Below are 5,448 nucleotides of genomic sequence, written 5' to 3'. Positions count from 1 at the left end.
TTTACATGGTGGGATTATATAGGTGGTGCTATTTGGAGAAATGAAGGAATGAGAATAGATTACATATTAGTATCAAAACCTCTTTTACAGTATATAAAAGATGTTGAAGTTGATTTGTGGCCAAGAAGAAGAAGGTCGCCCAAACCTTCTGACCATGCCCCTGTAATTTTAGAACTTGAAATATAATATTCCCGAGCCATCAAGACCAGAGGTTATAGAACTAACTTGAGGGTGTTCAAAATTTTAACCAAGTCTAAAAATTAATTAAACTTTTGAACGTCATTCTGAAGCCGGCGAAGAATCTCATATTTATCTTTATCAAATCAAAAAAGAGATCCTTCGGCCTTGCGGCCTCAGGATGACAAGAAATGGTAAACTTACAAAAATTTTTACAGTACTCTTAACTAACCTTGTTTTACAGTAAATACTAAATTTTCACCGGTTTCATCAGCATCTACTATAACAGTGTCGCCTTCTTTAACTTCTCTTCTAAGTATTTTTTCTGATAATGGTGTTTCAAGGTATTTTTGTATAGCTCTTCTCATAGGTCTTGCACCATAAAGCGGGTCATAACCAAGCTTCATCAATACTTCTTTAGCCTTATCTGTAAGCTCAACTTTAATATTTCTATCATGCAATCTCTTATTAAGAGCATTTACCATTAAGTCTATTATTTGTATGATATCTTTCTTGAATAATGGCTTGAATACAATTATTTCATCTATTCTGTTTAAAAATTCTGGTCTGAAGTAGTTTTTAACTTCTTCAAGAACTCTCTTCTTAGCAATTTCAAACTCTTTCTTAATAACATCTTCCGGAGCATCTACCGGTATAAGTGTTAAGTATTGGCTACCGATGTTAGAAGTCATTATGATTACAGTGTTTCTAAAGTTTACAGTTCTACCTTGAGAGTCTGTAAGTCTTCCATCATCAAGTACTTGTAAGAATAAGTCAAATACTCTTGGATGAGCTTTTTCTATCTCGTCAAGTAGGATAACGCTGTAAGGTCTTCTTCTTACTGCTTCTGTAAGCTTTCCACCTTCTTCATATCCTACGTATCCTGGAGGTGCACCGATTAATTTTGCGATAGAATGCTCTTCTTTAAATTCTGACATATCTAATCTGATTAACGCGTCTTCATCGTCAAATAAAAGTTCTGCTAATGTTTTTGCAAGCTCTGTTTTACCTACACCTGTTGGTCCTAAGAACATAAATGATGCAAGTGGTTTTCTTGGGTCTGATAATCCTGCTCTTGCTCTTCTAATAGCTTCTGCAACTAGTTTAACTGCATGTTCTTGGTCTATTAAACGTTTGTGCATTTCTTCTTCTAAGTGAAGCAATCTTTCCATCTCTTCTTCTTTCATCTTAGATATAGGAATTCCGGTCCATTCTGCTATAACTTCTGCAACATCATCTTCTGTAACAACTACAGACTTAGCAAGTTTTTGTTGTAAAGCTTTTATCTCTTTTTCTATCTGAGCTTTTTTAATCTTGTATTCAGCTTCTTTTTCATAATCGCCTTTTTGGCTGTAAAACTCTATCTGTTTTTCAATTTCTTCAAGCTGTCTTTGTAATTCTTCAAGCTTTGTTCTTTCATTTGAAGATTTAGCTTTTAAATCTTTAAGTTGTTTTTCAAGATTTGCTTTTTCTATTTTTAGCTTTGCTTCTTTTTCATAATCTCCATCTAAGGAAGCCTGTATTATCTGTTCGTCCAACATTTTGATTTTTCTTTCAAGTTCGATAACTTCTGGAGATGCATAAACAAGCTTTAGTTTTTTTCTTGCACATGCTTGGTCAAGGGCATCAATCGCTTTATCCGGGAACTTTCTTGCCGGTATGTATCTGCCGGTTAATTTTGCTGCTGCTTCTATTGCTTTATCACTTATTTTTACGTTATGATGTTTTTCAAGTTTTGGTCTTAAAGCTTTTAGTATTTCTATTGTTGTATCAATATCCGGCTCTTCTACATATACAGGCTGAAATCTTCTTTCTAATGCTGGGTCTTTTTCTATGTATTTTCTGTACTCGTCAAGTGTCGTTGCACCTATAACTCTAATTTCTCCTCTTGCAAGGGCTGGTTTTAGAAGTTGTCCTGCATCGGAAGCACCCTCTCCTTTACCCGCTCCAACGATTGTGTGTAATTCGTCTATAAATAGTATGATGTTAGGGTCTTTTTTTAGCTCATCGATAAGAGATTTCATTCTCTCTTCAAATTCACCTCTGTACTTTGTGCCTGCAACAAGACCGCCAAGGTCAAGAGATAATACCTTTTTATTTTGAAGCTCCTCCGGAACTTCTTTGTTTACTATTTTTTGTGCTAAACCTTCTACAATAGCTGTTTTACCAACTCCAGCCTCACCGATCAATACTGGGTTATTTTTAGTTCTTCTTAGTAAAATTTCTATAACTTGTTGAATTTCTCTTTCTCTTCCAATTACCGGGTCTAATTTTCCTTCTTTTGCTAATTTTGTTAAATCAACAGTAAATCTTTCTAATGCAGACTTTTCCTCTTCTGCCATTTCTTGCTGGATATTTTTCTCGTCCATTGCTTTCTTTCCTCCTTCTTTTTTCTCAAAATTTAATATTTCATTTAAAATTTTACCAGCTATTGTGTCTTTACTATCTACCAAAGATGTTGCTATATGAACAACACCAACTGTATTAGAGCCACTGTTAAATGCAATTTTTTCAGCATTTTCTAAAACTTTGATAAGCTTTGACGAATACACTTTTGAAGTTTTTGAGCCTGTGACATTTTCAATAATTTTTTCTACAAATCTATCCTTAGAAAATCCAAGGTCTTCAATCTGTTTGATTAATGTATGGTTTTCTATAATCTTGTATAAAAATGACAAAAGATTTATATCACCGGATAAAAATTTATCAGCAGTGTTAGAATCCGTTAGCTGAGCTAATTGAGATTTTAATGAGTTTAAATTAGACTCAAGCTGTTTTTCGTATATAGTCAATCTTTCAAGTTCTAACCTGCTTCCACCACCAAAGAAAAACTCTCTTTCATAAGATAAATCTCTTTTTAATCTCTCTTTATGAATCTTTACATTTCTAAGCTCTTTGTTTATTTCAATAGCTTGATTTCTTTTTTCTATTAGTTGAGGTTGTATACTCTTAATATAATTTACAAAATCCTCTACAGCTTTGCTGATCTGACTGTAATAATTATTCAAATATGATGTAATATTCTCTCTTAAAGCTTTCTTATCAATACCTCTCTTTTCAAGAATCTTTAAAAGTGGTGAATCATCTTTTGATATTAACGCCAAAAGTAAATGGTCTGTATCAACCATTGAGTCATTGTTTTTAAATGCGATACTTTTAGCCTGTTCCAACAAATCTTTTGCTTTTTTTTCTAATAAGTTTTCACTAAACATTTTAATTCCTCCATTGTAAAATAATTTAAGTGTAGTATTGTTAAATTAATATAATACATAATGCTAAAATTTTCAATAGTCTTTTTTTGAGACTGTTCCAAAAATCCACATCGTCATTCTGAGCGAAGCGAAGAATCTCATGTTTTTTCTTTTCAAGTTGAAAATCAAAAAAGAGATACTTCGGACTTCGTCCTCAGTATGACAAGGAAAGGCAAATTTACAGAAATTTTGGAACACTCTCTATTCTTTTTATTTGTGAAAAACATCATTTAAAATTTTATTTTTGTTTAGTAATTTTAAATATAAAAATAAAACAAGGATTGCAAGAATGCAACAGGATATAAAACAACTTACAGTCATACTTGACGGTGTAGATGTATCAGACCCATCGCAGGAAAAAATTGCAAGTGATAGATTTATTGAAGAGATGAAAAAAACGATTACCTTCCAACAGACAACTATGTTGCTTTAAGAGATAAAAAAATGAGTAATATTAAAGGAAGATGTTGAGATATATGCTTACTCTCAAGTAAAAAGAATTGGTGATAAGGTTCAAACGGTCGTTGTTATGAAGATTGTCTGAAAATAAGGGAGCTTTAAGCTCCCTTGAAAGTAAAGAGGTTATTCAAGCAGCAGCAGGAAATTAAAATCTGTAAGAAACATTTGCGTAAATAAATCTTCCGGGTTCTGGGATTTTAACAGGAATTCCTGATACAGAAATTCCTCTAAATGGGTCTCTTACATAAGATAGATAGTTATAGTAGAATCTGTCAAATAGGTTATCAACACCAACGCCAACAAATAGTCTATTTGCATATGTATATCCTGCTTTAACGTTTACTATAAACCAGCTGCCGGTTTCTTGTTCTTTTAAATCTGAGTCAACTTTTGATTGTTTTGCAGAGTATATACCTTCTATTAGTCCGTAGAAAGTTCTATCATCGTATTTAACAGCCAATCTTGCTTTTAATGGCGGAATTTCTGCTAAATCGCTATCTTTATATAATCCTTTTTTGTCTGTTTTTTTACCAATTTGATAAGCAAGCCCAAGCTCTGTTGAGATTTTGTCGTTAATAGCAACAAATCCGTTAATATCTCCACCATAAATTGCAGCGTTTATGTTATTGTAGGTTGTGTAGGTTGTAGCACCTTCTATATACTGACGTAAATAAATATAATTCTGTAGCATGCTATAGAAGATATTGCCTTTAATTCCAACATTATTCATTGGAAATGCTTCAAACCCTGCATCTATTTCATTATTTCTTGTTGGCTTTAAATCCGGATTACCATACCATGGCGCATTACCGCTTAAAGATATAAATCTCTCCTCTGGGTCAGGAACTCTTACAGTGCTACCAAATCCTACGTATACATTATCTTTTTTATTGATATTGTATTTTGCAATAGCATAACCTGATACGTAGTTATCTGTGTTAGAAAATTTGTAGCCATTTCTATTAATAAATAAAGCTCTGTTAGTGGTAGCTGTCATAGAATTTGGGTCTGCTTTTGAATATGTGTAATCATATCTTAAGCCGCCGGAAATAGTCCATTTTTCTATATCTTTACTGCCTTTTACAAACAATCCAATGTCTTTAATATTAACATCTGGTATCATACCATCGTTGTAGTTAGGGCTTGATGCAAATGCATTTTGAATATTATCTGCTTTCCAATTTCTTAAATACGTATCAATCCCAACTGTCATATTAATTCCAAAAAGATTTAAATCTTTTGAAAGCTTTGTTCCAAACATTTTTGACTCAGCATAAGTTTTCATAGAATATGGATAATTTCCTGCTGTAGTTCTAAAAGAATCTCTCATGTCGTGCTTTACTTCATTGTAGTAGATGCTAAAATTAAGACCAATATCTTTAAGTTTAAAATCTGTGTTAAATCTGTTCGTTCTATCATACAAAGCATCCATTTTTAAAGCTGGATATAATACATTTCTTGCATTTTCAAAAGCATAAGAAAGTTTAATCTCTGCGTTATCGTTTGGAGTAATCAATAACTTTGTCCATACTCTGTCTATATTAAATGCTTTGTCGTTAAT

4 protein-coding genes are annotated in these 5,448 nt (G+C 32.5%); 2 read left to right on the top strand and 2 right to left on the bottom strand.

Going from position 1 to position 5,448, the window contains the following annotated elements:
- Nucleotides 1–186 (top strand): endonuclease/exonuclease/phosphatase family protein (locus tag SULYE_RS08390; protein ID WP_343122145.1); only part of this gene is annotated, 186 nt, incomplete at its 5' end.
- Nucleotides 187–404: 218 nt separating this feature from the next.
- On the opposite strand, the gene SULYE_RS05410 is transcribed toward SULYE_RS08390, so the two are convergent.
- Nucleotides 405–3,389, bottom strand: a complete 2,985-nt coding sequence (locus SULYE_RS05410; RefSeq protein WP_007547315.1) for an AAA family ATPase — start codon at nt 3,387–3,389, stop codon at nt 405–407.
- 283 nt (nt 3,390–3,672) lie between these two features.
- Between SULYE_RS05410 and SULYE_RS08205 the strand changes: the two genes are divergently transcribed.
- Nucleotides 3,673–3,861, top strand: a complete 189-nt coding sequence (locus SULYE_RS08205) for a hypothetical protein (protein ID WP_156784766.1) — start codon at nt 3,673–3,675, stop codon at nt 3,859–3,861.
- A gap of 171 nt (nt 3,862–4,032) precedes the next feature.
- Here SULYE_RS08205 and SULYE_RS05405 read toward each other — a convergent pair.
- A partial coding sequence (locus SULYE_RS05405) for a TonB-dependent receptor domain-containing protein (RefSeq protein ID WP_007547311.1) occupies nt 4,033–5,448 on the bottom strand: 1,416 nt, incomplete at its 5' end.

Origin of the sequence: Sulfurihydrogenibium yellowstonense SS-5 (genome assembly GCF_000173615.1) — a bacterium.
Taxonomy (GTDB): domain Bacteria; phylum Aquificota; class Aquificia; order Aquificales; family Hydrogenothermaceae; genus Sulfurihydrogenibium; species Sulfurihydrogenibium yellowstonense.
The sequence above is the reverse complement of the archived record's forward strand: the minus strand, read 5'-3'. Positions and strand labels throughout refer to the sequence as shown.